23 protein-coding genes and 1 tRNA gene are annotated in these 24,909 nt (G+C 63.6%); 6 read left to right on the top strand and 18 right to left on the bottom strand.

Going from position 1 to position 24,909, the window contains the following annotated elements; all coding sequences use genetic code 11:
• Positions 1 to 10 precede the first annotated feature (10 nt).
• The 11 genes from OPV09_RS03825 to OPV09_RS03775 all read right to left on the bottom strand — a co-directional run bounded on the left by OPV09_RS03825 (position 11) and on the right by OPV09_RS03775 (position 11,045).
• Positions 11 to 994, bottom strand: coding sequence for a siderophore ABC transporter substrate-binding protein (locus tag OPV09_RS03825; RefSeq protein WP_338680600.1), 984 nt, complete (start codon positions 992 to 994; stop codon positions 11 to 13).
• A gap of 1 nt (position 995) precedes the next feature.
• Positions 996 to 1,766 carry an ABC transporter ATP-binding protein gene (locus OPV09_RS03820; protein WP_338680599.1) on the bottom strand — a complete coding sequence of 257 codons (771 nt, stop codon included), beginning with the start codon at positions 1,764 to 1,766 and terminating at the stop codon, positions 996 to 998.
• Entirely contained in the window at positions 1,763 to 2,713 is a 951-nt protein-coding gene (locus tag OPV09_RS03815; RefSeq protein ID WP_338680598.1) for an iron chelate uptake ABC transporter family permease subunit, read from the bottom strand. The genes OPV09_RS03820 and OPV09_RS03815 overlap by 4 nt, the downstream gene beginning before the upstream one ends.
• Positions 2,710 to 3,666, bottom strand: coding sequence for an ABC transporter permease (locus OPV09_RS03810; protein ID WP_338680597.1), 957 nt, complete (start codon positions 3,664 to 3,666; stop codon positions 2,710 to 2,712). Before OPV09_RS03810 ends, OPV09_RS03815 begins: the two co-directional genes overlap by 4 nt.
• The gene (locus OPV09_RS03805) at positions 3,663 to 5,441 is read right to left on the bottom strand and encodes an ABC transporter ATP-binding protein (RefSeq protein ID WP_338680596.1); all 1,779 of its coding nucleotides are present in this window, start codon (positions 5,439 to 5,441) and stop codon (positions 3,663 to 3,665) included. Before OPV09_RS03805 ends, OPV09_RS03810 begins: the two co-directional genes overlap by 4 nt.
• The gene (locus OPV09_RS03800) at positions 5,435 to 7,201 is read right to left on the bottom strand and encodes an ABC transporter ATP-binding protein (RefSeq protein WP_338680595.1); all 1,767 of its coding nucleotides are present in this window, start codon (positions 7,199 to 7,201) and stop codon (positions 5,435 to 5,437) included. The genes OPV09_RS03805 and OPV09_RS03800 overlap by 7 nt, the downstream gene beginning before the upstream one ends.
• 103 nt (positions 7,202 to 7,304) lie before the next feature.
• Positions 7,305 to 8,273: a FecR domain-containing protein gene (locus OPV09_RS03795; protein WP_338680594.1), complete on the bottom strand. Its 969-nt coding sequence runs from the start codon at positions 8,271 to 8,273 to the stop codon at positions 7,305 to 7,307.
• Positions 8,274 to 8,276: 3 nt separating this feature from the next.
• Complete coding sequence (locus OPV09_RS03790; protein ID WP_319992161.1) at positions 8,277 to 8,795, bottom strand: sigma-70 family RNA polymerase sigma factor; 519 nt, start codon at positions 8,793 to 8,795, stop codon at positions 8,277 to 8,279.
• A 195-nt stretch (positions 8,796 to 8,990) separates the two neighbouring features.
• Positions 8,991 to 10,082 carry a redox-regulated ATPase YchF gene (gene ychF / locus OPV09_RS03785; RefSeq protein WP_034753282.1) on the bottom strand — a complete coding sequence of 364 codons (1,092 nt, stop codon included), beginning with the start codon at positions 10,080 to 10,082 and terminating at the stop codon, positions 8,991 to 8,993.
• Between the two features lie 154 nt (positions 10,083 to 10,236).
• Positions 10,237 to 10,470: a helix-turn-helix domain-containing protein gene (locus OPV09_RS03780; RefSeq protein ID WP_034753279.1), complete on the bottom strand. Its 234-nt coding sequence runs from the start codon at positions 10,468 to 10,470 to the stop codon at positions 10,237 to 10,239.
• The gene (locus OPV09_RS03775) at positions 10,470 to 11,045 is read right to left on the bottom strand and encodes a hypothetical protein (RefSeq protein WP_338680591.1); all 576 of its coding nucleotides are present in this window, start codon (positions 11,043 to 11,045) and stop codon (positions 10,470 to 10,472) included. Before OPV09_RS03775 ends, OPV09_RS03780 begins: the two co-directional genes overlap by 1 nt.
• Positions 11,046 to 11,168: 123 nt before the next feature.
• Here OPV09_RS03775 and OPV09_RS03770 point away from each other — a divergent pair, with 123 nt between their 5' ends.
• Positions 11,169 to 12,266 (top strand): serine hydrolase domain-containing protein, encoded by a 1,098-nt coding sequence (locus tag OPV09_RS03770; protein ID WP_338680589.1) that lies wholly within the window; start codon positions 11,169 to 11,171, stop codon positions 12,264 to 12,266.
• Here the strand turns inward: OPV09_RS03770 and pth are convergent, their stop codons facing one another.
• From pth to OPV09_RS03735, 7 genes are all read right to left on the bottom strand, one after another.
• On the bottom strand, positions 12,267 to 12,851 hold the full coding sequence (pth, locus tag OPV09_RS03765) for an aminoacyl-tRNA hydrolase (protein WP_034753275.1): 585 nt from the start codon (positions 12,849 to 12,851) through the stop codon (positions 12,267 to 12,269).
• Positions 12,852 to 12,966: 115 nt separating this feature from the next.
• The gene (locus tag OPV09_RS03760; protein ID WP_035824067.1) at positions 12,967 to 13,575 is read right to left on the bottom strand and encodes a 50S ribosomal protein L25/general stress protein Ctc; all 609 of its coding nucleotides are present in this window, start codon (positions 13,573 to 13,575) and stop codon (positions 12,967 to 12,969) included.
• Between the two features lie 166 nt (positions 13,576 to 13,741).
• The gene (locus tag OPV09_RS03755) at positions 13,742 to 14,692 is read right to left on the bottom strand and encodes a ribose-phosphate pyrophosphokinase (protein WP_034753270.1); all 951 of its coding nucleotides are present in this window, start codon (positions 14,690 to 14,692) and stop codon (positions 13,742 to 13,744) included.
• Between the two features lie 149 nt (positions 14,693 to 14,841).
• A tRNA-Gln gene (locus OPV09_RS03750) sits at positions 14,842 to 14,918 on the bottom strand.
• A gap of 78 nt (positions 14,919 to 14,996) precedes the next feature.
• Positions 14,997 to 15,881, bottom strand: a complete 885-nt coding sequence (ispE, locus tag OPV09_RS03745) for a 4-(cytidine 5'-diphospho)-2-C-methyl-D-erythritol kinase (RefSeq protein WP_338680588.1) — start codon at positions 15,879 to 15,881, stop codon at positions 14,997 to 14,999.
• Entirely contained in the window at positions 15,878 to 16,513 is a 636-nt protein-coding gene (locus tag OPV09_RS03740) for an outer membrane lipoprotein LolB (RefSeq protein ID WP_338680587.1), read from the bottom strand. The genes ispE and OPV09_RS03740 overlap by 4 nt, the downstream gene beginning before the upstream one ends.
• Before the next feature lie 59 nt (positions 16,514 to 16,572).
• Positions 16,573 to 18,363: a tetratricopeptide repeat protein gene (locus OPV09_RS03735; RefSeq protein ID WP_338680586.1), complete on the bottom strand. Its 1,791-nt coding sequence runs from the start codon at positions 18,361 to 18,363 to the stop codon at positions 16,573 to 16,575.
• 168 nt (positions 18,364 to 18,531) lie between these two features.
• Between OPV09_RS03735 and mutM the strand changes: the two genes are divergently transcribed.
• Genes mutM through OPV09_RS03710 form a run of 5 tightly spaced genes read left to right on the top strand, consistent with a single transcriptional unit; the run spans position 18,532 to position 24,891 of the window.
• Positions 18,532 to 19,368, top strand: a complete 837-nt coding sequence (mutM, locus tag OPV09_RS03730; protein ID WP_219330174.1) for a bifunctional DNA-formamidopyrimidine glycosylase/DNA-(apurinic or apyrimidinic site) lyase — start codon at positions 18,532 to 18,534, stop codon at positions 19,366 to 19,368.
• A 21-nt stretch (positions 19,369 to 19,389) separates the two neighbouring features.
• Positions 19,390 to 21,291, top strand: a complete 1,902-nt coding sequence (locus tag OPV09_RS03725) for a dynamin family protein (RefSeq protein ID WP_338680584.1) — start codon at positions 19,390 to 19,392, stop codon at positions 21,289 to 21,291.
• 23 nt (positions 21,292 to 21,314) lie between these two features.
• Positions 21,315 to 22,478: an A/G-specific adenine glycosylase gene (gene mutY, locus OPV09_RS03720; RefSeq protein WP_425324021.1), complete on the top strand. Its 1,164-nt coding sequence runs from the start codon at positions 21,315 to 21,317 to the stop codon at positions 22,476 to 22,478.
• On the top strand, positions 22,478 to 24,280 hold the full coding sequence (locus tag OPV09_RS03715; RefSeq protein WP_338680583.1) for a sensor histidine kinase: 1,803 nt from the start codon (positions 22,478 to 22,480) through the stop codon (positions 24,278 to 24,280). The genes mutY and OPV09_RS03715 overlap by 1 nt, the downstream gene beginning before the upstream one ends.
• Entirely contained in the window at positions 24,277 to 24,891 is a 615-nt protein-coding gene (locus OPV09_RS03710) for a response regulator transcription factor (protein WP_338680582.1), read from the top strand. Before OPV09_RS03715 ends, OPV09_RS03710 begins: the two co-directional genes overlap by 4 nt.
• Positions 24,892 to 24,909: the final 18 nt, after the last annotated feature.

The following is a 24,909-nucleotide window of genomic DNA, read 5'->3' as shown; positions in this document are numbered from 1 at the left end:
TACGAAAATATCATTGATAACCTTTGAGCACATCGTCGATCACCCGTTTCAGCGACGTCACGCTGGCCGCCGTGATGTACCAAGCATCCGCATCGACGAAGACGACGCGGCCGTTCTTCCAGGCCTTGGTCTGGCGCAGCAGCGGATTGGCCATCTGTTCGGCCGTCATGACGGGACGGTGTTCCATCACGGCCGTACGGTCGACAACATAGATGATGTCGGGGTTGGCTTGCTGAATGAATTCGCTGGAAATGGGCTGGCCATGCAGGCCCGCTTCGATGGCCGAACTGGCGGGTTTCACGCCCAGCGCATCAAAGACAAAACCGTAGCGCGACTGCACGCCGAATGAGCTGAAGGCACCATTGTTATGCAGCACGATCAGCGCTTTCTCGGGACGGTCCAGGGTCACCTTGCGCGCGTCCGCCACCTTGGCGTCGAGTTCGGCGGCTTTCAGGTTGGCGACGTCTTCCTTGCCGAAGATACGCCCCAGCGTCAGCAAGTGCTGCTTGACCACCTCGATATGCTTGCTCTCGCTGTTCTGGTAGTCCACGTCGAAATGCAAGGTGGGCGCGATCTGGCTCAGTTCCTTGTAATGGTTGGCCTGGATCGACGTCATCAGCACCAGATCGGGCTGGAGCGCGTGGATATGCTCGAGATTGGGCTGCACGATGGCGCCCAGGTCGCGGATGGCCTGGTCATCCTTGTAGCGCGTGAGGAAATGCGGCACGTAATCCTTCACCATGCCGGCCACGGGCACGCCCAGCTGGTCGAGGAAATCGACTTCGTTCATGTCGAGCACGGCCACGCGCTGCGGACGATGTTGGATCACCGTCGTGCCCAGCTTGTGCACGATGGTGACGGGAGTAAATGCCTGCTCCGACGCGGAAGCGGCAGGCGCCCGCGGCGCCGTGGCCACCTTGTCGGTGCAGCCTTGCAGGGCGGCCATGGCGGCGAGCAGCACGGCGATTGCCAGACGGGGGGTGTTGCAGATCATCTCAAGCTCCTGTGGGTGTAAAGTAATTGCAGACGCAGCCGCGCTCATTGCGCACGATGTGAAAATCGATGCCGTACAGTGACCGCAAGCGTGCCTCGGTGACGACCTCGTCGGCAGGACCGGAAAAGCGCACGGCGCCCCCCTGCATGGCAACGATGTGGTCGGAATAATTGGCGGCGAAATTGATGTCGTGGATCACCAGGATCACGGTGCGGCCCTGCTCGTCGCACAGGCGGCGCAACGCGCGCATGATCTGCACGGCGTGTTGCATGTCGAGATTGTTGAGCGGCTCGTCGAGCAGCAAAATATCGGTCTGCTGGGCGATCGTCATGGCCAGGAAGGCCATCTGGCGCTGGCCGCCGCTCAGCTCATCGACGTAGGCCAGACGCAGATTGTCCAGCGACAAAAAGGCGATGGCCGCGTCGATCGCTTGCCGATCCTGCCGCGTCAAGTTACCCCGGCTGTAGGGAAAGCGGCCAAAGGCGACCAGCTCTTCCACCGTCAGGCGCAAATGAAAATCGGGAGACTGGCGCAGGGTGGCCACCAGTCTCGCATAGTCCTGGATCTTGATCGCCGCGATGCTGCGCCCGTCTATCGCAATCTCGCCGCCATTCGCTTGCTGCAAGCGCGCGATGAGCATCAGCAAGGTGGTCTTGCCGGCGCCATTCGGGCCGATCAAGGACGTCACTTTTCCCTTGGGAAACTGCACGCTGACGTTGTCCAGCACACGCCTGGCGCCGTAGTTTTTTTCGATCTGGTTGATGTGGATCATGCGGTGCCCCGGGTGCGGACCATGAGCGCGAGGAAATACGCGCCACATACAAGGTTGACGAGGATGCCAACCGTGGTCCGGTAGTTGAAAACGTGCTCGACCAGCAGCTGGGCGGCCAGGAAGATGGCGATGGCAATGGCGCAGCCCAGCGGCAAGGTGGCGCGGTGACGCCCCGTGCGGGCCAGGGCATACGTGGTGTTCGCCACAAAGATACCCATGAAGGCCGTGGGGCCCAGCAGACTGGTCGACACGGCCACCAGCACGGCGATCAGCGCCAGCTGCAGCCGCACCATGCGCCGGTAATCGATGCCGAGCGAGATCGCCTGTTCGCGCCCCAGCGCCAGCACGTCGAGCGCCGGCAAAGTTTTCACGACAGCCACGCAGGCGGCGCCCGCCAGCAGGGCCGAGTACAGCAATTGCACCGGCTGCGCCTTGTTGAACGAAGCCTGGCTGAAGCCTTGCAAGATGGCAAATTCACCGGGGCTGATGCGCAGCTGGATGAACTGGGTCAACGTGCCGATCACCATCGTCAGCACAAAACCCAGCAGCAGCAGAAAATACACGTTGTTCTTGCCATCACGAAACAGCCAAGAGTGGATGGCCCAGGAATACGCGAGCATCAGCGCAATCGACACGACAAAATTGCCGTTCTGTCCCAGCAGCACCACGCTGTGCATGCCCATCGCGAGGATCAGCAGCGATTGCAGCAGCAAGTACACGGCTTCATAACCCATGACGGCCGGCGTCAGTATCCGGTTGCCGGCAATGGTCTGGAACACAATCGACGACACGGCTACACAGACGCCGCCGATGGCGATGGCGGCCAGCCGCGACAGGCGTTTGGGAATGACGTAATCGAAGTCGAGATTGGCGCCGAGGAAGAGGAAAGCGAGCGCCAAAGCAAACACGGCCAGCCACAGCGTCCGCTGGTTCAAACTGCGCCTCATCGCCGCCCCCGGATGATCAGGATGAGGAACAGCAGGCCGCCCACGCCACCGGCCGTCAGGCCGATCGGCACCTCGAATGGGTAGATCAGCAATCGCCCGGCGATGTCGCAGGCCAGCAGCAGCGACGCGCCGCACAGCGCGACGATGGGCAGGGTGCGCTCCAGCTTGTCGCCGTAGCGCAAGGCTACCAAGTTGGGGATGGCCAGCCCGACAAACGGGATCGCCCCCACCGTGATCACCGTGGCCGCCACCGTGACGGCCACCAGCATCAGGCCCAGCGCCACCGTGCCCGCATAATTCAGGCCCAGGCTGGTAGCCATGCCCTCGCCCATGCCCAGCACGGTAAAACGCTGCGCGTACACATACGTGAAAGCAACGATGGGCAGGATCAGATAAATGATTTCATAGTTGCCCTGCACGATGCGCGAAAAATCGCCGAGCAGCCAGCCCTGCATGCTTTGCAGGATATTGTTGCGGTAGGCATAAAACTCGGCCACGGCGCTGAGCACGCCGCCATACACGAGGCCGATCACGGGGAGGAGTATCGTGTTCTTGAAGCGGATGCGGCGGATCAGGGCCACGTACAGTACGCTGGCGGCAAGGCAGAAGGCCAGCGCGAACGCCATCTTGCCGGCCGTGCCCGCTGCCGGCGCCACGGTCAGCGCAACGAGGATGCCCAGCTTGGCCGCGTCGAGGCCACCCGACGTGGCCGGCTCGACGAATTTGTTGCGCACGATGTGCTGCAGGATGACGCCGCACACGGACAGGCCCACGCCCGTCAGCACCAGCGCCGCCAGGCGCGGCAGACGGCTGGCCGTCAGGGTCAGCCAAGCATCGGCAGACAGCGCGCCGGACGATGACAACAGTTGTGCCCACTCCATCTGCCTGGCGCCAACCAGCAAGGAGGCGCAGCACAGCAGCACGAAAAGGAAAAGCAGACGCGCGTGTGTCAAATGCCGGACTCCGTTCCAGGCTGGCGCGCAGGCGCGGCGATGCGCCAGCCCTTGGCCGCCTGGCGCTGGGCCAGGAAGTGTGCATACAGGCCGCCCTGCGCGCGCAAGATGGCTGGCGCGCCTTGCTCGCCCAGGGTGCCGCCATCGAGCACGACAATCTGGTCGGCCATGGCCACCGTCGACAATTGGTGCGCGATGACGATCACCGTGCGCTTGCCGCGCAGCCGCGCCAGCGCTTCGGCGATGGCGGCCTGGTTTTCCGCGTCGAGCGCGGCCGTCGCCTCGTCGACCAGCAGAATCGGTGCATCCTTGACCAGCGCGCGCGCGATGCCGATGCGCTGGCGTTCGCCGCCGGACAGGCGCGCGCCGCCCTCGCCCACCGGCGTCGCAAGCCCCTGCGGCAGGCGGGCGATGATCTCGGCCACGCCTGCCTGGCGCGCCGCTTCCAGCACCTCGGCATCGGTAGCCTCCGGATTGCCGATGCGGATGTTGTCGCCGATGCTGCCCTGGAACAGATAACTGTCCTGGAAGATCTGGCTGATCTGGCCGGCCAATTGCTCGCTGGACATGTCGCGTACATCGACACCGCCCACCAGCACCGCGCCTGCACTGGCGTCAAAGAAGCGCGCAATCAGGCGTACCAGGGTCGTCTTGCCTGAACCGGAGGCGCCGATCAGTGCCGTCATGCTGCCCGGCGCAATCTGCAGATTGAGGTCCGTCAAGACGTCGGGCTGATCCGGCGCATAGCGGAAGTGCACGCCACACAATTCGACCGAAGCATCGCGCGGCGCTTGCGGCTTGTGTGCTTCCGGCAAGGGCTGTACGGCGAAAATATCGCGCGCAGCGTCCAGCGGGCCGCGCGCGCCGCGCAGCACTTCGCCATAGCTGGCCACTTCCTGCAGCGGGTCGACAAAGCGCACCACCAGCAGCAATGCCACGATGACGGCGATGGCGTCTGCCACCGCTACCGTACCGAGCAGGCTCGCGGCAACGGCCAGCAAGACGGCGAAGATGGCTTGCACGGTCCAGGCGTTCAGCACCGAGGACAGCGCCGACAGGTATATGAGCCGCGTGCCCGCGTGGCGCTGTGTGTCGATGGCTTGCTGCAGGAAACGCGTGCCGCCCTCAGCTGCGCCACCGCCGTTACCATTGAAGGCGCGCAGCACCGACTGCGCTTGCGCAAACTCCACAAGGCGCTGGCTGGTCTGGGCAAAATGATGGTGGTAGGCATCGTCGGCGCGCTGGCCCAGGTGCGCCGTGAGCCGCAAGGCACCGCCCAGCAGGGGCAGCGCCAGCAGCGCGACCACGCCCAGCTGCCAATGCAGCGCAAACAGCGCGGCCAGCAATACCACGGGCGTGACGGCGCCGCAAATCACGGGCGTGAGCACGTGGGCCGGCAGTTGCGCGACGTTCATCATGCCTTGCGTGATGACGTGGCCCAGCTTCGCCGTATTCTCCGGCGTAAACCAGCCGACGGGCAGGCGCGCCACGTGGTCGCCCAAGCGCTGTCGCGCCCCTTGCAAGACCGTCACGCCCACGCGCACGCCCGCTTTCTCCACCTGGCGCCGCCAGGCCCAGCAAGCGACCAGCCCGGCCAGCAGCACGATCAGCCACAGGGCCGCGCCGCCCGTATCGCCGGCCAGCAGCCGGCCCAGGGCCAATACCAGCGCCGTGATCGTCAGCCCGCTCAGCACACCATATGCGAGCGCCATGGCGCAATAGCGGCGGAACACGGGCACATCATCGCCCAGCAGTTGAATAAACGTTTTCAGCATGGGAGCACCGCATCTTCCTGGGAATCCTGATAGCCGCCCAGCGCCCATAGTTGCGCATAGCGGCCCTGGTGGGCGAGCAAGCCGGCATGGCTGCCCTGCTCGGCGATGGCGCCGTTCTCGACGACGACGATGTTGTCGGTATGCATGACCGTGTCGAGCCGGTGCGCGATCACCAGCAGGGTGCGGCCTTGGGCAAAGCGCGACAGCGCATCCTGGATCGCCACTTCGTTTTCCGCGTCGGCCGCGGCCGTCGCTTCATCGAGCACCAGCACGGATGGATCGAGCAGCACGGCGCGGGCGATGCTCACGCGCTGCAGCTCGCCGCCGGACAGCTGCGCATCCTCGCCGATAACGGAATCGTAGCCGCGCGGCAAGGCCAGGATGCGCTCGTGGATGTTCGCCAGGCGCGCCGCCGCTTCGATCTCGTGCGTGCTGGCCGATGGGCGGCCCAACGCAATGTTCTCGCGCACGCTGGCGTGGATCAGCCGCACTTCCTGCAGCACGAAACCGATTCGCCGGTACAACTCGGGCGTGGCGATGTGCCGCAGGTCGACGCCGCCGAGCGTGATGCGCCCTTCTGTCGGGTCGAAAAAGCGCAGCAGCAGCCGCGCCAGGGTCGACTTGCCGGAACCGGAAGCGCCGACGATGGCCGTCACCGTGCCGGGCTGCAAAGTCAGCGTGATGTCCGACAGCACCTTGTTGTGCCCATCGTAGGCATAGCCCACATTTTCCATGCGAATCTCGGTACCGACTGGCACCTGCTGCTGGCCTGGCGCCGGCTGCGCCAGTACGGGCGTGTCGAGCAAGGCTTGCACGCGCTGGGCCGCGCCTGTGGCGTTGTTGAGGTCATGCGTGAGGTAGTGCAGCAGCAGCATCGGTGCGGAAATGCCGGGCGCCACGAGGGCGAACGGCAGAATATCGATGGGCGCCATCGCCTCCAGCGCCACGAAGACGGTGCCGGCGAGCACCACCACGCCCAGCACGGCGACGGGCGCGATCAGCGCATTGGCATTCGCCATGGAGCCGACCAGGGGGCGCGTAAACGCGGCAAACGCCTCGGCAAACGCATCGACGGCGGCGCGGTAGCTGCCGTGCGCACGTCCCGTGGCGCCAAAGGCCTTGACCACGGGGATGCCGTTGACGAATTCCACCACGGCATTGTTGATGCGCCCCATGCCGGCGACAAATTGCTCCATATTGCCGCCACTGGCCTTCATGGCGCGGCCGAAGAACAGGAAGAAGCCGGGAAATGGCAGGATGGCGACGAGGGCCAGGCGCCAGTCCATGGCGAACAAGTAAATGACGGAGATGGCGATGGCGCCCACGGCGCGTCCCGTCGTCGTATAAAAGTGCGCGGTGAGGCTGTGCAGGGTATTGATATCGTCCTGCATCGCCTGCTTGACCTCGCCCGAGGCACGGCTGGTGAACCAGCCCAGCGGCACCTGCCCCAGGCGCTGCATGGCTTGCAGGCGCAATTGATGGGTGAGGCGGTTGTCGGCCAGATGCGCGGCCAGCTCGCCCAGCGTGATCAGGGCCATGCCGGCAAACAGGCAGGCGACGCTGGCGAGAATGGTGGGCCAGATGCCAAGCTGCGTGGCCGCAGGGGCCAGGGCGATGCTGGCGATGTGCGCGATGCCGGCCAGCGGCACCAGGGTCAGCATGGAACCCATACCGGCCAGCACGGCGGCGGCGATCAGGCGCCCGCGGATGGGCTGCAGTATCCGGCTGATCGGGCCGGCTTGGCGGCTTGGGCTACTCATGGGAAAAACGGGAAAAAGCGTGCATAAGTTCAATGGATAAAGGTGGCTCTCACCCTATATCCCGAACGAGAATGCAAAACCCTCAATCGGGTCCGCGAAATTGTCAGGCAGCGGCCTGGACGGTCACCCAGTAGCGCGTGCGCGCAACGATTTGCACGGGCAAGGCCAGCGCCAGGTTGTGCAGCGCGCGGTCCGTATCGCGCAAGGAAAACACGCCGTTGACGGTGAGGCTGGCCACGGCCGGGTCGCAGCGCAGCAGGCCGGGACGGTAGCGGGCCAGTTCCGCAAGCAGCTCATCGAGGCGCATGTTGTCGGCCACCAGCACCCCTTTGGCCCAGGCCGCGGCGCTGGCGGACGCGGGTGCGCCAGACTGCACGATGTCGGCCGAGTAGACGGCGCCCTGGCCCGTGTCGATGCGCACGGGACGGCCCGGCGCATGCGCGAGACGCACCTCGACGGCGCCCTCGAAGACGGCCACGCGCGACGTGTATTCGTCTTGGCGTAAAGTAAAACGCGTGCCCAGCGCCTGCACCGTGCCATGGCGGCCCTGCACGCGGAAAGGCCGCTGGGCCGGATCGGGATCGTGCGCCGTCGTGACGAGGATTTCGCCGCTGCGCAGTATCAGCAAGCGCTCGCTGGCGCTGAAGCGCACGTCGATGGAGGAGGCGGAAGCGAGCATCACGCGCGTGCCGTCCGGCAAGGTAATCTCGCGGATCTCGCCCGTGGCCGTGCCATGCCCTGCCGTAGCCACTTGCCAGGCATCCGTGCCGCGCAGCATGTACGCCATGCCGCCTACGGGCAGCAGCACGGCCAGCAGTTTCAGGGCCCGGCGGCGGTTCAGGTTGGCGGCCGGGGCCGGTTCGCGCAGCGCATGGCGGGCCGCGTCGCGCGGCACGCTGTGCAGCTTGCCCTCGAACGCCTGCAAACGCTGCCAGGCGATGGCGTGGTGCGGATGGGCGGCGCACCAGCGTGCACAGGCAGCCCGGTCTTCGTCGCTGGCGTCATCGGACCACAGGCGCGCCATCCATTGGGCCGCCTGCTGCACGATGGCCGGTGCAATCACCACATCCATGGTTCAGGCGCCTTGGGTGTGCATGGCCTGGTAGCAGGCCAGCAGGCCGGCGGCGATGTATTTTTCGACGGACGAGACGGACACCTGCAATTCGGTGGCAATGTCGCGGTAGCTCAGGCCATCGAGTTTGCACAGCAACAAGGCCTTGCGTGCCTTGGCGGGCAGCTGGTGCAGCACGGCATCGATTTCCGTCAGCGCCTCGATCACCAGCGCGCGCTCTTCCTCGGACGGCGCCAGCGCTTCGGGCACCAGGGCCAGCACTTCCAGGTAGGCCGTTTCGATCTGGCGGCGGCGGTACAGGTCGATGACCATGCCGTTGGCGATCTGCGTCAGATGGCGGCGCGACTCCCCGGCCGGCGGCACCCTGCCCGTCTTCATCAGGTGCAGGTACACGTCGTGCGCCAGGTCGGCCGCATCGAAGGCATTGCCGAGTTTACGGCGCAGCAAGCCACGCAGCCAGTGATGGTGGTCGGTGTACAGACTGCTGACTTGCTGCTGAAGCGCTAACTCGGCGGTGCTCACGATACCCTTCCTGTCGCCAACGGCCGGCAAGAACAGGCGCATCGGATTATAAATGAGAATTATTCTCATAATATAGTAAAAAACAGGACAGCCGCAACCATATCCCGCGCCCGCTGGGCCATCCGGGCAATAAAAAACCCTGCAAATCAATGACTTGCAGGGTTCGTGGCGGCTCCGTACGGGAGCGGGTCGGGATTAGACGTTGAACAGGAAGTTCAGCACGTCGCCATCCTTGACCACGTATTCCTTGCCCTCGGCGCGCATCTTACCCGCTTCCTTGGCGCCCGCTTCGCCCTTGTAGGCGATGAAGTCGTCATAGGCGATGGTTTGCGCGCGGATGAAGCCGCGTTCGAAGTCGGTGTGGATCACGCCGGCCGCTTGCGGCGCCGTGGCGCCCACGGGGACGGTCCACGCGCGCACTTCCTTCACGCCTGCCGTGAAGTAGGTTTGCAGGCCCAGCAGCTTGTAGCCGGCGCGGATCAGACGGTCCAGGCCTGGCTCTTCCATGCCCATGTCGGCCAAGAAAGCGCCCTTGTCGGCGTCGTCCAGATCGGCGATTTCCGCTTCCAGCGCGGCGCAGATGGCGACGATGGGGGCGTTTTGCGATTGCGCATAGGCCGTCAGCTGGTCCAGCAGCGGGTTGTCCGTGAAGCCCGAATCGGACACGTTGGCCACAAACATGGCGGGCTTGGCCGTGATCAGGCACAGCGGCTTGATCAGTTCCATTTCGTCCGCGTCCAGGCCCATGGCGCGCACGGGCTTGGCGTCGTTCAGGTAAGGCATCATGCGTTCCATGATGGCCAGCAGCTTGGCCGCATCCTTGTCGCCCGAGCGGGCTTTCTTGTTTTCGCGGTGGATGGCTTTTTCCACGGTGCCCATGTCGGCCAGCGCCAGTTCGGTCTGGATGACTTCGATATCGTCGAGCGGGTTGATCTTGCCAGCCACGTGGATGACGTTGTCATCTTCGAAGCAGCGCACGACGTTGACGATGGCGTCCGTTTCGCGGATGTGCGACAGGAACTGGTTGCCCAGGCCCTCGCCCTTCGATGCACCAGCCACCAGGCCGGCGATGTCGACGAATTCCACAATGGCGTTGACCATGCGTTCCGGCTTGACGATGGCAGCCAGCGCATCCATGCGCGGATCCGGCACTTCGACAACGCCGACGTTCGGCTCGATGGTGCAGAACGGATAGTTTTCAGCCGGGATGCCGGCTTTCGTCAGTGCATTGAACAGGGTGGACTTGCCGACGTTCGGCAAGCCGACGATACCGCATTGGAGACTCATGGAAAACCTTTAATTAATCAATTTTGCCGGCAAGCGGCTGGTGCAAAAACGGCCTGTACCGGCGTTTTCTGGATAATCTTGCTGTATTAATGCTCGTAAGGGTCAATTGTACCTCTATGCACCCAACTCTTCAAAAAAACCGCCCTCTGTGCCGCTAACTGCCGCCATCCCCGTCGTCCGGCTGCGACGCATCGAATTCCAGGATGTCGCCGGGCTGGCATTCGAGCATTTCGCAAATCTTCGACAGGGTATCGAAACGCACGCCGCGCACCTTGCCCGATTTCAAGAGAGACAAATTCTGTTCCGTGATGCCGATGAAGGCGGCCAGTTCCTTCGATTTCACTTTTTTCCTGGCCAGTACCAGGTCGAGGCGCACGACGATACCCATCAGATGAACCCGCTGTTTTCATCGGCCAATCGCTGGCCTTCATGGAGGATTTGCGCCAGCGCAAAGAAAACGGAACACAGCAGCAAGGTCCACAGGTCGCCGCCCGTGATGTCGATGACCAGACGCAACTGGCTCGTCCCCTCTTCCAGCAAGCCGAACAGCATGCCGCGCACGGTCGGTTCCAGCAAAGTCAGCACCGTCCCCAGCAGCAAGCCGCCGGCGAAACGGCGAAAGTGCCGCGCTACCTGCGGCGTAAAAAACACGCCCTGCTCGAACTGGCGCAAGACCGCGGCCAGCTGGCGCACGGCGTCACCCAGCACGCACAAGGCCGGCAAGGCCAGCGCCAGGCCCAGTCCCCGCTGCCACAAGGGCATGGCGGCCAGGCGCTCGAATGTCTGGCTCTGCAATTGCAGCAACAGCTCATACATGCCGGCGTTGCCGACGGCTCCCTGCACGGCCGGCGCGGGCGCCAGCCAGCCCAGCACCGTCAGCAGCAGGTACAAGACAAAGAATCCCGAAACGCCGTAGCGCACGCGCCGGCTCAGCGCCGCGGGCGCCGTCTGATTTTTTTTCATAGTTAAAAGAAAAGTATACGAAAGCGGCTAGTGCCGTTAGAATAAATTATCGTAAAACAATAATTAGATCATGTTTTGCGACCATTTTAACATGTTCGCCCACCCCTATCGACTGGAGACACCATGAAAACCCTGCTTGCCTCGCTCGTTTGCAGCACCGCCTTTTTGCTCAGCGGCGCCGCCCGCGCCCATGACGTGAACGCCATGTTGCAGCAGGCGCTGGCCGACAAGAGCGTGCCGGCCATGGCCATACTCGTGATCCGCGACGGCAAGATCGATGCGCAGGCGCAAGCTGGCGTGCGCGCCAATGATGGCCACGATGCCGTGCGCGCCGATGATGTGTGGAATATCGGCTCGGACGGCAAGGCCATGACGGTGACCCTGATCGCGCGGCTGGTGGAACGGGGCGTGCTGTCATGGGACGCGCCGCTGTCGCGCATGCTGCCCGCGCTGGCTGGCGGCATGCGCGCCGAGTACCGCGACGTCAACCTGATGGATCTGCTGTCGCACCGCGCCGGCCTGCCGCCCAATCCCGACGAGGCGTGGATCAATTCCACCTACGCGGACACGCGCCCCTTGCCGCTGCTGCGCCAGGAGTACGCGCAGCGCGCGCTGGCCGACGCGCCAGTGGCCGCGCCGCGCGGCGAATCGCACTACTCGAACAGCGGCGCCATGATCGCCGCCGCCATCGCGGAACAGGCCACGGGCAAGACGTATGAGGAATTGATGCAGGCCGAAGTGTTCGGCCCGCTGGGCATGCGGGCCGCGTTCGGCCCCACCGTGCGCGGACAGAATCTGGGGCATAAGGAAGGCAAGCCGATCGCCGGCTTGATGGCCAGCAATCCGCTGATGATGGCGCCCGATGGGGAGATTCACCTGAGCATGCAAGACTGGGCCAAGTTTGCGCTTGATCAACTGCACGGCGAACAAGGCAAGGGCAAGCTGCTGAAACGGGAAACGTATGTGTTGCTGCACACGGCGCAGGGCGACACGAATGCGGCCCTGGGCTGGGGCGTGATGCATTTTCCACCGCAAGCGCCGCAGCGTGTGCTCACCCACCTTGGCTCGAACGGCTACTGGCACGCGCTGATCGCGCTGGCGCCCGGCAGCGGCGACGGCTTGTTGATCGCCGCCAACGCGGGCGAAGGCAGCAGCGCCCAGGCCAGCCAGCAGCAGATGGCGAAAACCATCATGGCCGGCTTCGGCCAGGCAGGAAAATAACTAGGCCGTATGCAGTTTCATCGTCGCGGCTTCGAACTTGCCTTCGACGATCTGCGGCATCACCTGCAAGGATTTGTCGATCGCTTGCTCGATCAGTTCCTGGTCTTCGCGGCGCGGGCGGTGCAGCACGAAGTCGGCCACTTGCTGCTGCAGGCTCAAGGTGCGCGGATGGCCGATGCCCAGGCGCAAACGCCAGTAATCCTGCGTGCCCAGCGCGGCCGTGATGTCTTTCAAGCCATTGTGGCCGCCCGCCGAGCCGCCCTTTTTCAGGCGCGCGATACCGGGCATCAAATCGAGTTCGTCATGCACGACCAGCACTTCATCGGCGGCGATCTTGAAGAAGCGCGCCAGCGCGCCCACGGACTGGCCCGAGCGGTTCATGAAGGTCAGCGGTTCGAGCAGCCAGACTTCGTTGCCGCCGATGGAGGTCTTGGCCAGCATGGCGTTGTAGCGCGAATCGCGCTGCAAGCGCGTGCCGGGCAAGCTGTTGGCAAGATTGTCCACCAGCCAGAAGCCGGCATTGTGGCGGGTTTGTTCGTATTCGGGTCCCGGGTTGCCGAGGCCGACGATCAGGCGTATGGGCATGGCTGTGTCTGCAGTGTAAAAGAAAGCATTATCGGTGAAAACAGGCAGAAAAAAACCCGCGCGGCGAACCTGGCGGGTTTTTCCTTGCGACTACCGCATTGCTGCGGCGGCAAAATTACTTCTTGTCAGCAACAACTTCAGCAGCAGCGGCTTCAGCAGCAACGTGGCCAGCCGGTACCGAAGCAGTAGCGATGGTCAGGTTGGCGCCGTGGGTGACAGCGGTCACGCCAGCTGGCAGGACCAGGTCGCCAACGTGCAGCGAGTGGCCGACGTCGATGTTCGACAGGTCAACGTTGATGAATTCTGGCAGTTTGCCTGGCAGGCAAGCTACTTCGATTTCATTGGCAACGTGGCTGATGGTCGCGCCGTGCAGTTTGACTGCTGGGGAAACGTCAGCGTTGATGAAGTGCAGAGCCACTTTCACGTGGATAGGCTGCGATGCGTCAACGCGCTGGAAGTCAGCGTGCAGAACCAGTTGTTTGTATGCGTGGACTTGGAAGTCGCGCAACAGAACTTGCTGGGAAACGCCGTCGATTTCCAGGTCCAGGATCGACGAGTGGAACACTTCTTTTTTCAACGCGTGGTACAGGGCGTTGTGATCCAGCGAGATCAGCACAGGGGCTTCAGCGCCGCCGTAGACGATACCAGGGGTTTGGCCGGAAATGCGCAGGCGGCGGCTCGCTCCGGAACCTTGCAATTCGCGTTTAAATGCGATAACTTTCATGTGAAACTCCAAGAAGAACAAGGCTTGCGCCTTGTGTTATGAGGATGCCCGCGACCAGGAATCCTCGGAAATGGGGTGCAAAACACCCCGAAAATTAAAACACTGCGGCGCAACAGGCAAAAAGCCGGTCGCGCCGCAGGCATTACGTCTGTTACTGCTGATCGAATCAGTCGATGAACAGCGAGATGACGGAGTCACCCTTGATGATGCGTTTGAACGTCTCGGCCAGCAGCGGCGCGCACGTCAATTGACGGATCTTGCCGCAGGCCAGGGCCGCTTCGGACAGTGGGATCGTATCGGTCACGACCAGCTCATCGAGTGGCGAGGCCGAAATACGGTCGATCGCCGGGCCCGACAGCACCGCGTGCGTGCAATACGCCACGACTTTTTTCGCGCCGCGCTCTTTGAGCACTTCGGCAGCCTTGGTCAAGGTGCCTGCCGTGTCGACCATGTCATCCATGATCACGCAGTTGCGGCCTTCGACTTCACCGATGATGTTCATCACTTCGGACACGTTCGCTTTTGGACGACGCTTGTCGATGATGGCCAGGTCGCAGCCCAGGCGTTTTGCCAGGGCGCGCGCACGTACCACACCGCCGACGTCCGGCGACACCACCAGCAGATCTTGGTAGTTTTTCTTTTGCAGGTCACCCAGCAAAATTGGCGAAGCGTAAATATTGTCGACTGGGATATCGAAGAAACCTTGAATCTGGTCGGCGTGCAAGTCCATGATCAGGACGCGCTCGACACCGGCTTCTTCCAGCATGTTCGCCACCACCTTGGCCGAAATCGCCACACGCGCGGAGCGTGGACGACGGTCTTGGCGGGCGTAGCCGAAGTAAGGAATAGCGGCGGTGATGCGGCCAGCGGAAGCACGTTTCAAGGCATCAACCATCAGCATGATTTCCATCAGGCTGTCGTTGGTTGGAGCACAGGTGGATTGCAAAACAAAAACATCCTTGCCGCGTACGTTTTCGTTAATCTCGACCATTACTTCGCCGTCGGAGAATTTCGAAACGTTTGCTTTACCGAGAGGGATGCCGAGGTTTTTTGCGACCCCCTCTGCCAACGCTGGATTCGCGTTGCCGGTAAAAACCATCAGGTTTTCGTAAGCCATGGGAGTCCCAAGAGGTGATATAGAAGTCTTGAAAAGCACTAACCGGGCATAGGCCCGGTCAGTCATGTTTAGAATATGCCGCGTGGCGGCACATCTGCTTTTTCCCGTACTGGACGCCAACTTCGCATCGACAGACTACGGTGAAATGGTGGCAGGGGAAGAAGGATTCGAACCTTCGCATGCTGGAATCAAAATCCAGTGCCTTAACCAGCTTGGCGATTCCCCTACGTTACTGACTGCTTGCCGTCATGTTGGCCAGTATTATACCGACTATTTGACGCTAAGCAAAATCTTTTTTTGCTCTCTACAACATGGTGAGCATCGGGTGGCGATTCAGCGCTTTTGCCTTCCAGGCGATCCAGACTGGTGGCACATTGCTGAGCACCGCATCCGCTTCTTCCTGACTGCCAAACGCACTAAACACACAAGCACCGGAACCAGTCATCCTGGCCTCACCGTAAGCACCCAGCCATTCTACCGCATCTGCTACCGGCTTGAAAAGACTGCATGCTACTTGCTGTAAATCATTCTTACCAAATCCGCCCGCATCGTTTCCTTCTGCGAGGTGCCTGGAAAAGTCCGCTATTGTGACGGGTTCGGTATTTCTCGTCAAGCCTTCCGCGCAAAAAATTGCGGCGGTCGGCACTTGTACGCCAGGCTCGATCACGACATACCAGCACTCGGGCGTGGCAACGGGCTGCAAGGCTTCGCCCACGCCTTCGGCAAAGGCATTCTCGCCAAAGATGAAAAACGGGATATCGGCGCCCAGCGGCAAGCCCAGCGCCATCAATTCCTCGCGCGTCAAACCTGCCTGCCACAGGCGGTTCAAGGCCATCAGGGCCGTCGCAGCGTCGGACGAACCACCACCCAAGCCGCCGCCCATGGGCAGCACCTTGTCGATGGCGATATCGACGCCGCGCGGCAAGGCGCCCGTGCGGCGCAGCACTTCGGCCTGCAGCAGTGTCGCGGCGCGGATGATCAGGTCTTGCTCCTCCGGCACGCCGGCGAGCGCCGTCACGCGGCGGATCGCCGTGTCGTCGCGCAGCGTGAAGTGCAGGGTGTCGCCATGGTCGAGCAACTGGAACACCGTCTGCAGCAGATGGTAGCCATCGGCGCGGCGGCCGTTGACGTGCAAAAAGAGGTTCAGCTTGGCCGGGGCCGGGCAGTTATTCAGGGTAGTCAACGTCATTGTGCTTGAGCAGATGGGGCATCGAGCACGATGCGCAGCGAGACGGCATCGGCCTGCGCGCTGGCATTGCGTTCGGCATCGATACGCCGCGGTTGGGGCAAGGCGCCCGGTGTATTGTCAGACGCATCTTGCCACGACACATAGCGCAAGCGCCAGCCGTCTTTCGTGGTGACGCTGTCGTTGGCCGGCGAAGCGACGAAGCGCTTGCCGTCGGCACCCACGGCATGGCCTTGCAGCCAGTCGCGCAAGCCCGACACGGGCAAGGACCAGCCCAGCAGCTGCGCGCTCAGGGCATCGACATCGGGCGCGCTGCGCGGCGCCTTGCCGCTTTGCGTCAACACGGCTTGCTGCGGCGTGACGGCAATCGTCGCCAGGGTGCTGCCGACGGGCGAATACAGGGTCACGTCCGTGCGCTGCGCCGTCTGCTGCCAGTTGAAATTGACGGTGGCCGATTCGGGCTTGTCATCCTTCTGGTACACGACGTTCAGGCGGCCCGTCAGCTCGACCTGTTCGCGGTAGGGCGCGACGGTTTGAGCGGATGGCGCGGCGCCGGACGAGAATGGGGAAGTCAGGGTCGAGCAGGCCGAGAGGGACAGGCAGACGAGCGTGAGAGGGAGGAGTTTTTTCAACATGGGCACAAGGAAAAACCAGCGCCATGGCGCTGGTTTTATAGTTTAGTTAATCGATTCAATCACAAACTGACATTCAAGCGCGCCAGCGTACTTTTCAGCGCATCGTTTTTCGGGTCCTTGCTTTGCGCCTCGCGCCACAGTTTTTGCGCTTCGGCCTTGTCGCCCTTCTGCCACAGCACTTCGCCCAGATGGACGGCGATTTCCGGATCGCTGCGCACGGCATAGGCGCGGCGCAGCGCATTTTCCGCCGCGGCCAGGTTACCCATGCGGAACTGCACCCAGCCCATGCTGTCCATGATGAACGGGTCGCCGGGCGCCATCTGCAGCGCTTTTTCGATCAGCACATGGGCCTCTTCCAGGCGCAGGCCCCGTTCGGCCAGCGAATAACCGAGCGCGTTGTACGCGTGCTGGTTGTCGGGCGCCAGCGCCATCACGCGGCGCAGGCTCGCTTCCATCAGCTCGAATTTATCCAGGCGCTCGGCCAGCAAGGCGTAGTCGTACAGCAGTTCCGGATTGTCGGGGAAACGCAGCAAGGCGTTTTCCATCACCGTGTACGCGCTTTGCACGTAGCCGGCGTCGCGCAGGAATTGCGCGTCGACCAGCAGCACCTGCGCCTGGCTGGCAGGATCGTCCGTTTCGATTTCCGTCAGCGCCTTGCGCGCCGCATCGAGATTGCCGCCGCGGGCGATCAGCTGGGCGCGGCGCAAGCGCGCCTCGACATAGCCGGCCGACGCGCTGTTGTCGACCTTGTCGAGCCAGGCGATGGCGCCGGCCGTGTCGCCGCGCGTCTCGGCGATCTGCGACAGTATCATCAGGGCCTTGAACGGATCGCGCGTATCGCCAGGATTTTTTTCCAGCACGGCCAGGAAGCGCTTGAAGTACTGCTCCGCGCCCTTGGTGTCTTCCAGCTGCAGCGCCACGATGCCGAGCGCATACAGGGCGCCCACGTTATCGGGCTGGCTTTTCAGCAGCAGCAGGAACTGCTCGCGCGCCGGCTCCAGCTGCTTTTGCTCGACCAGCAGGCGCGCATACGCGCCGCGCACTTCGACGGCGTCCGGATTCTTTTGCAGGAACGTGGCCAGCACCTTGTTTGCCGCCTCGGGTTCGCCCGTCACCTGCGCCAGGGTCAGCGCGGCCAGTTCGGAGTTCGGCTTGATGGCCAGCGCCTTGTTCGCTTCACGGATGGCGCGGTCACGCTCGCCAAGCGACAAGGCGCCCTGCGCCAGCACCAGATGCGCTTCGAACATGTCCAGGTAAGGCTGCACCAGGCGCGTCATCATCGAATAGGCATACAGCTTGTCATTCGAGCGCGACAAAATCTGCTGCATCTGGAACAGGGCCACGCCACGCGCGCCACCAGGCGCATTGGCCAGGCGTTCGGCGAAGATCGGTTCCGCTTCCTCGATCTTGTCGGTCAGGACGACGAAGCCGAGGAAGAATTGCGTTGCCTCGTCCGAGTCGGGCGCCAGCTCGCGCCACAGGCGGATGGCCGCCAGCGCTTCGCTGCCCTGCTTGGCGGCCAGCGCCATTTCGGACGCGCGGCGCGCCAGGCGCGGATCGCGCGTCTGCTGCGCCGCCACCATCATCGTCACGTACGGCCCTTGCCACTGCCCGCTCTTGAACTCCATTTCCGCGCGGGTCAGCTTGTACAGCAAGTCGCTGCTCAATTCGACCTTGGGCAAGCCATCCGCCTTGGCGTCCACCTTGGACTCGGCGCCCTCTTCCTGCGGCGCGGCGGGCGCGGACGCAGCGGGGCTGGCCGCGGCATCGGCAGGGGCGACAGGCGTCTGTGCCATGGCATGCGTGGCCATCAGGGCGGACAAGGTTACAATGGCGAAAGCGTTTTTCAAAGGCTGATCCTGGCTAAACGGCAAAGTTTGATTCTACGCCCAACGCGACTATCGCGTACTTCACGTATGTAACGAAATATATACGTCGTGGCGGCGTAGCCTGCCAGGGCCAGCCCTCGGCCGGCAAGCCGCCTGTTTTTTTACCCGGTTTTCAACCATTCGAGCCCTATGCCAGAATTGCCAGAAGTCGAAGTCACACGGCGCGGTGTCGCGCCCCACCTCGAAGGGCGCGCCGTGCGCTCCGTCGTGCTGCGCCGCGACGGCTTGCGCTGGCCCTTCCCCCCTGCCCTGGGCGAACAATTATCGGGGCAAACCATCGGCCTGACGGGTCGGCGCGGCAAATACCTGCTGATCCACTTCCGCCACGGCACCCTGATCATCCACCTGGGCATGTCGGGCCATTTGCGCGTGCTGCCGACGGGGACGGAAGCGCAAAAGCATGACCATTTCGACCTCGTCGTGGAAGACGCGGACGGCGGCAGCCAGGTGCTGCGCATGACGGATCCGCGCCGCTTCGGCGCCGTGCTGTGGCACGACGAGGCCGACGGCCCGCTGGACGGCCACGCGCTGCTGCGCGGCCTGGGCACGGAACCGCTGGAAGGCGGCTTCACGGGCCAGCTGCTGTTCGAAAAAACGCGCAACAAGGGCACCAACATCAAGCAGGTGCTGATGGCGGGCGACATCGTCGTCGGCGTGGGCAATATCTATTGTTCCGAAAGCCTGTTCCGCGCGGGGATCAACCCGAAGACGCCAGCGCGGCGCATCGGTCTGGCGCGCTACGAAAAACTGGCGCAGGCGATCCGCGACGTGCTGGCCGAAGCCATCGTGCAGGGCGGCAGCACCCTGCGCGACTTCATCGGCGTGAATGGCCAGTCCGGCTACTTCCAGCAGACGTATTTCACGTACAACCGCGCGGGCAAGCCCTGCCGCGTGTGCGGCGCGACTATCCGCCAGATCGTGCAGGGACAGCGTTCCACGTTCTACTGCGTGAACTGTCAAAAGTAAGTTATAGGTAAAGGGGAGCAGATGGTCAGAGACCTGGAACAATACAGCGCCTGGCGGCAGGACGTGCAGGCCGCCTTGCAGGCATACCGGCAAGCCGCCAGCGCGGCAGGCCTGGTCGACGGCGCCTCCGCGCTGCGCCTGGCTCGCTGTGGTTCCCGCCTGCTCGACGACCGTTTATCCGTCGCCTTCGTGGCGGAATTCTCGCGCGGCAAATCCGAGCTGATCAACGCCATCTTCTTTGCCGGCTACGGCCAGCGCATCCTGCCATCGGGCGCGGGCCGCACCACCATGTGCCCCACCGAGCTGCTGTACGACGCGGCCTGGCCGCCATCGATCCGGCTGCTGCCCATCGAGACGCGCGCGCAGAACCTGTCGACCAGCGACTACCGCGACCTGCCCGCCGCCTGGACCATCCTGCCCCTGAACATCGAGGCGGGCGGAGACATGCAGGAAGCGATCCGCCAGGTCAGCCTGACGAAAAAAGTCAGCGTCGAGGAAGCGGCGCGCTACGGCCTGTACGACGCCGACGACGCGGATGCTCCCGCCATGCTCGACGAGGACGGCCAGGTGGAAATCTCCATGTGGCGCCACGCCATCATCAACTTCCCCCATCCGCTGCTGAAACAGGGCCTGGTCATCCTCGACACGCCGGGCCTGAACGCCATCGGCACGGAACCGGAACTGACCCTGAACCTGATCCCGAATGCGCACGCGGTGCTGTTCATCCTGGCGGCCGACACGGGCGTCACACGCAGCGATATCGAGGTATGGCGCAACCATATCGGCGCCGGCGCGGGGCGCCTGGTGGTGCTCAACAAGATCGACAGCATGTGGGACGAATTGCGCGGCGATGCCGAGGTGGCGCAAGCGATCGAACGCCAGCAGGCCAGCGTGGCGCATCTGTTGACGCTGGACGCGAGTCAGGTGTTTCCCGTCTCGGCGCAAAAGGCCCTGGTGGGCAAGATCAACGGCGATGCGGCGCTTTTGGAAAAGAGCCGCCTGCTGCCGCTGGAGACGGCCCTGTTCGAGGAGCTGATCCCCGCGCGCAAGGACATCATCCGGCGCCAGCTGGCGTTCGACCTGGACGCCATCGAAGCGGCGCAGCAGGTGCAGGCGGCGGCCCGCGCGCGCGGCATCGCCGAGCAACTGCACGAGCTGCACAGCCTGCGCGGCAAGAACCAGAGCGTGATCGCGCACATGATGCGGCGCATCGATATCGAGAAAAAGGAATTCGACAGCAGCCTGTTCAAGCTGCAGGCGACGCGCGCCGTGTTTACCCGCCTGTCGACGGAGCTGTACACGAGCCTGGGCATGGACATCGTGCGCGACGATATCGACGGCGTGCGCGCCGCCATGCAGCGCAGCCGCTTTTTCACGGGCCTGCGCGAAGCCGTGCGCCAGTATTTCGAGCGCATCGCCAGCAACCTGGACCGTTCGGAAGGCAAGACGGCCGAGATCACGGAAATGATGAACGTGATGTACCGCAAATTCGCTTCCGAACATGGCTTGGCGCTGGCCTTGCCGATGCCGTTTTCGCTGGCCCGCTACCGCCAGGAAATCGCCGACATCGAAGCCGTCTACCATAAGCAGTTCGGCACGGCGACCCTGCTCACCACCAGCCGCGTCGTGCTGATGGAAAAATTCTTCGACACCATCGCCTCGCGCGTGCGCCGCAGTTTCACCAACGCCAATGACGACGCCAGCGCCTGGCTGAAAGTCATCATGGCGCCCCTGGAAGCGCAGATCGTCGAGTACAAGGAACAGCTGAAACTGCGCTTTGCCTCGATCCAGCGCATCCACGACGCGACGGGCAGCCTGGAACAGAAAATCGCCGGCTTCGAGGCGAGCCTGGCGGCGCTCGAACGCGACAAGGCGCAGCTGGCGCAATTGCTGGCCACTTTGCGCGCGGCCAGCGCAACATAGACAACAGAACACTGGAACCCTGCATGAAACGTTTGCTGCACCCGCTCTCGCCCGCCACGGGCATGGCACCTTTTGAAGATTATGTCGACCCGACTTTTTCCGCCACCGTCATCGCCTGGCAAAAGCAGCATGGCCGCCACGCGCTGCCCTGGCAAAACACGCGCGACGCCTACCTGATCTGGCTGTCCGAAATCATGCTGCAGCAAACGCAGGTCACCGCCGTCCTCGGCTACTACGCGCGCTTCCTCGAACGTTTCCCCACCCTGCGCGACCTCGCTAGCGCGCCCGTCGAAGACGTGATGGCGCAGTGGAGCGGCCTTGGCTACTACACGCGGGCGCGCAACCTGCACAAGTGCGCGCAGCGCGTAGTGGCCGAATACGACGGCGTGTTCCCCAGCGCCCCGGCCCTGCTGGCCGACCTGCCCGGCATCGGCCGCTCGACGGCCGCCGCCATCTCCGCGTTTTCCAGCGGCACGCGCGCTGCCATCATGGATGGCAACGTCAAGCGCGTGTTCGCGCGCACCTTCGGCATCGACGCCTATCCCGGCGAAAAGCGGGTCGAGGAAGCCATGTGGCGCCGCGCCGAAGCGCTGCTGCCTGAAACCGGCATCGAAGCCTACACGCAGGGCCTGATGGACTTCGGCGCCACCCTGTGCACGCGCAGCAGCCCCGATTGCGGCCGCTGCCCCTTGCAGCCGCGCTGCGTGGCCTACGCCACCGATCGGGTTAAAGACTTACCTGTGCGCAAACCGAAGAAAACCAGTCCGGAAAAACACGCCGTCATGCTCGTCATCATCGACGACGGGCAGGTGCTGCTGGAACAGCGTCCCGGCTCGGGCATCTGGGGCGGCTTGCTGTCGCTACCCGAACTCGATGGCCACGTGCTGGCCGGCGAGGACTGTCCGCGTGACATCGACCAGGATGCGCTGGCGCGCGCCGTGGCGCCGTTCGGCGAAATCGAATCGCAGGAACGGCTGCTGCCCATCGTCCACGTCTTCACCCACTACAAGCTGCACATCGTCCCCTGCCGTATCACCGTGGCGCGCCGTCTGGCGCTGGCAGGAGAAGCGACGCACGTCTGGTACGACGGCGCGAAAATCGCCGATGCGCCGCTGCCCGCACCGATCAAGAAACTGCTGCTGGACCTGTTCGGCGATGCGCGTTCGGCGCAGCGCAGCATGTTTTAGTGCGCAGGCTTGCCGTACTGGCGCTGGCGATCCTGTTCTCGCCAGTGCATGCGGACACGGCGCTGCCGGAAGTGAGAATAGGCGTACTCGCCTACAAGGGCGGCGACGCCGTGCAGCAGGACTGGTCGTACGTGACGCGCCACCTGCAGGCCAGTATTCCCGGCATCCGTTTCATCCTGGCCGACTACGACCAGGCGGGCCTGACGCGCGCCGTGCAGTCGCAAGCGATCGCCTTCGCCATCACCAGCAGCGGCCATTACGTGGCGCTCGAACACAGCGACGGCGCCAGCCGCATCGCCACCCTGGAATCGCCATGGACGGACTCGCCGCGCCAGGCCATCGGTTCGGCCATCGTCGTGCGCAGCGCGTCGCCCTTGCATGACCTGGCCGATCTGGCGGGCAAGAACGTGATGGCCGTGGCGCCCGATGCCTTTGGCGGCTACCAGATCGCCGCGCGCGAACTGCGCGAAGCGGGCATCGATCCCACGCACGATTTTGCCAGCCTGCGCTACAGCGGCTTTCCCTCGCAGCAGATCGTCGACGCCGTAAGGTCCGGGCACATGGATGCGGGCATCGTGCGCACCTGCCTGCTGGAACAGATGGTGGCGCGCGGCGAAGTGCGGGCCGAGGAACTGCGCGTGATCACGACGCGCCCGATACCCGGCTTTCGCTGCGCCAGCTCGTCGCGGCTGTATCCGGACTGGCCCTTCGTGGCCCTGCGCCAGACGCCGCCCGCGCTGGCAAAAAAAGTGGCGCAAGCCCTGCTGGCCATGCCGCGCACCAGCGAAGGCTACAGCTGGACGGTGCCCAGCGATTACCAGATCGTCGATGAACTGTTCCGCGACTTGCACATCGGCCCCTACGCCTACCTGGACAAGCTGACGTTCGAGACGGCGCTGCGCCGCTACTGGGGCTGGATGCTGCTGGTGCTGGCCCTACTTATTGCCTGGGCCGTGCACACGGTGCGCGTGGAATACCTGGTCAGCCGACGCACGGAGCAATTGCGCGCGGCCCAGCACCAGCAGCGCGCGCTGGAAGAGCAGGCGCGCCAGCGCCAGGCCACGCTCGACCACACGGCGCGCCTGGCGATTCTGGGCGAAATGGCCAGCGCCATCGCGCACGAATTGAACCAGCCGCTGGCGGCCATCGGCAATTTCGCGCGCGGCATGGCGCGCCGCATCGCGGCCGGCCGGCTCGACGCGGCGCCCCTGCTCGACGGCGCGCAGGAGATCGCCACGCAAAGCGAACGCGCGGGCGCCATCATCCGTCACATCCGCGCGATGGCGCAAAAGCGTCCCGCGCACAGCACGGCTTTCGCCCTGGCCGGCGCCGTCGAGCAAGCCGTATCGCTGTTCCGCGCCGCACATCCGCACGCCCATATCAGCTGGAACCACGAAGGCTGCAATCTTGAGCTGCGCGTGCTGGCCGACCCGCAGCAAGTGCAGCAGGTGCTACTCAATCTGCTGAAAAACGCGCTCGATGCGCAGGTGGAAAACGGCAATCCGCAGCATCCGATCGGCGTGCTGCTGCACCGCGAAAACGGCGCCTGCACGGTAGCCGTGCGCGACGCGGGATGCGGCCTGCCGGCAGCGCAGATGGCGCGATTGTTCGAACCGTTCTTTACCACCAAAGCCGAAGGACTGGGACTGGGCATGTCACTCAGCAAAAGCATCATCGAATCGTTCGGCGGCAGCCTGTCGGCGCACGCCAACGCTGATGCGCCAGGCTTGACGGTCTGGTTCCGGCTCCCTGAAGATACGCATATGGAAGCGCACAAGGAAATGCAAGAGGAAACACCATGAATGAAAGCGATGCCATCATCTTTGTCGTCGATGACGATGCCGCCATGCGCCGCTCGCTGGCCTATCTGTTCGATTCGGCTGGCTGGAAAGTGGCAACGTTCGAATCGGCGCGCGATTTCCTGCAGCGCTACGCGGGCCATGCGCCCGGCTGCTTGCTGCTCGACGTGCGCATGCCTTTGATGAGCGGGTTGGAATTGCAGCAGGAACTATCACGCCACGCGATTGCGCTACCCGTGATTTTCCTCAGCGGCCACGGCGACCTGGCCATGGCCGTGCAGACGATGAAGGCAGGCGCCTGCGATTTTCTGGAAAAACCATGCAAGGACCAGGTGCTGCTGGACGCCGTCTCGCGCGCCGTGGCCCGTAGCGTGGACGAAAGCCGCAGCGCCGCCAGCACCAATACGGCACAGGCAGCATTGGCGACATTGACGGCGCGCGAGCGCGAAGTGGCGCTGCTGATGGCCGAAGGCAAAGCGTCGAAAGTCATCGCCCGCGAACTGGGCATCAGCGACAAGACGGTGCAGGTGCACCGCCATAACACGATGGAAAAACTGGGCCTGCATTCAGCAGCCGAGGTAGCCCGGCTGCTGATGGCGGGTGGAGAGATTTAGCCGGGGTCAGACCCGCCG

Source organism: Janthinobacterium sp. TB1-E2 (assembly GCF_036885605.1).
Lineage (GTDB): Bacteria > Pseudomonadota > Gammaproteobacteria > Burkholderiales > Burkholderiaceae_D > Janthinobacterium > Janthinobacterium aestuarii.
This window is presented reverse-complemented; position numbering and strand designations above follow the sequence as displayed.